The 767-nt window shown below is 20.9% G+C and carries 1 protein-coding gene; it reads right to left on the bottom strand.

Annotated elements, in window-relative coordinates; genetic code table 11:
- Positions 1-380 precede the first annotated feature (380 nt).
- Positions 381-647 carry a hypothetical protein gene (locus OL66_RS02680; RefSeq protein ID WP_034172357.1) on the bottom strand — a complete coding sequence of 89 codons (267 nt, stop codon included), beginning with the start codon at positions 645-647 and terminating at the stop codon, positions 381-383.
- Between the last annotated feature and the right edge of the window lie 120 nt (positions 648-767).

Here is a 767-nt window from a genome sequence, read left to right as displayed (position 1 = left end):
AAATTAAACTATTCAACTCCATCTCAATATATTCAAAATCTGAGATAAGTTTTAGTTGAATTAATATAAAATAATATAACCTTGAAAAAGGTTACTTTAGTACGCTTTTTTATCCCATCAAATGATGACTTTTAAAGAAAATGAGCTTTTTATTCATTTTGTTGACGACTTTTTAACTTTTTTTACCTAACTATATAGTGTAAGGATAAAATATTTAAAAAAATATCTTTTGAAACTAAAGAATTATCAAAAAAAGTTTAGACACTTTTTTAAACGAAAAAAATATTTCTTTAGTTTGAAAAGATAGGAAATTATCTATTAATTTTTTAGTCTTAAAGAGTCATTTTAAAATAAAAAGTTGTATGAAAAAACGGAACAGCTCATAGTCTTAAAGAATTTTTAAAAAGTAAAAAGTGTCTAAAGTTTTGGAACACTTCAAGTTCTTCGTTTATTTCGAAAAGGTCTTGAATATCTAGTTCTATTTCAAAATAAGTGTCCGAATAAGGATTTTTAGATGGTAAAAGGTTAAATAATTTATTGATTTTTATGTTGTTTTTATCAATTATCGTTTTTAAGAGTTTTATTTGTAATTTATGACGTTTGATAAATATATCGGTTTGTGATAAAAAAGTTAATGAGTTTTCCATTTATTTTACCTTCTTTTAAATATTTATATATTCATGTGTTTTTGATATTTAATATTTTAATTATTTGTTTTAAAATCTTATTTTTAGGTTGTGTAGCATTAATTAAAAAATAATTACAAT

It is taken from the genome of Chrysanthemum yellows phytoplasma (genome assembly GCF_000803325.1).
Classification (GTDB): domain Bacteria; phylum Bacillota_I; class Bacilli_A; order Acholeplasmatales; family Acholeplasmataceae; genus Phytoplasma; species Phytoplasma asteris.
Note: the sequence above shows the minus strand (reverse complement) of the source record. Positions and strands in the feature narration are given on the sequence as shown.

What these genes read in the sequence shown, in the direction of transcription:
- OL66_RS02680 (WP_034172357.1), bottom strand. Translation starts at nt 647, where the DNA reads ATGGAAAACTCATTAACTTTTTTATCACAAACCGATATATTTATCAAA.